The organism is Terrabacter sp. 2RAF25 (genome assembly GCF_052115265.1).
In the GTDB taxonomy this organism is placed as follows: Bacteria; Actinomycetota; Actinomycetes; order Actinomycetales; family Dermatophilaceae; genus Terrabacter.
In genome coordinates, this window is the sequence record NZ_JBFRGJ010000042.1 from 1 (window position 1) to 488 (window position 488).

The 488-nt window shown below is 66.6% G+C and carries 1 protein-coding gene; it reads left to right on the forward strand.

From position 1 onward, the window contains the following. On the forward strand, positions 1–480 hold a 480-nt coding region (locus AB4091_RS21865; protein WP_442295019.1), incomplete at its 5' end, for an IS30 family transposase. Positions 481–488 lie beyond the last annotated feature (8 nt).

Here is a 488-nt window from a genome sequence, read left to right on the forward strand (position 1 = left end):
GCCGTGCCCGGACACTGGGAAGGCGACCTGATCCTCGGTGCCGGGAACCGCACCGCCGCGATCACGCTGGTCGAGCGCACCACCCGGTACACGATGATCGCCCGGCTCCCGGCCCGGCACGACGCGGCCACGGTCACCGACCAGCTCATTGAGATGATCACAGCGCTACCCGCCCAACTGGCCAAGACGCTCACCTGGGACCAAGGCGCGGAGATGGCCGAGCACGCCCGGTTCACCMTCGCYGCCGGCTGCAACGTCTACTTCTGCGACCCRCACTCACCCTGGCAACGCGGCAGCAACGAGAACACCAACGGGCTGATCCGCGAGTTCTTCCCCAAAGGCACCGACTTCACCACCGTCACCGACGAACGCGTCACCGAGGTCGAACACCTGCTCAACACCAGACCCCGAGCCACCCTCGGCTTCCACACCCCGGCCGTTAGGCTCAACGAACTACTCACCGTTGCACACACGAGTTGAGACCGCCC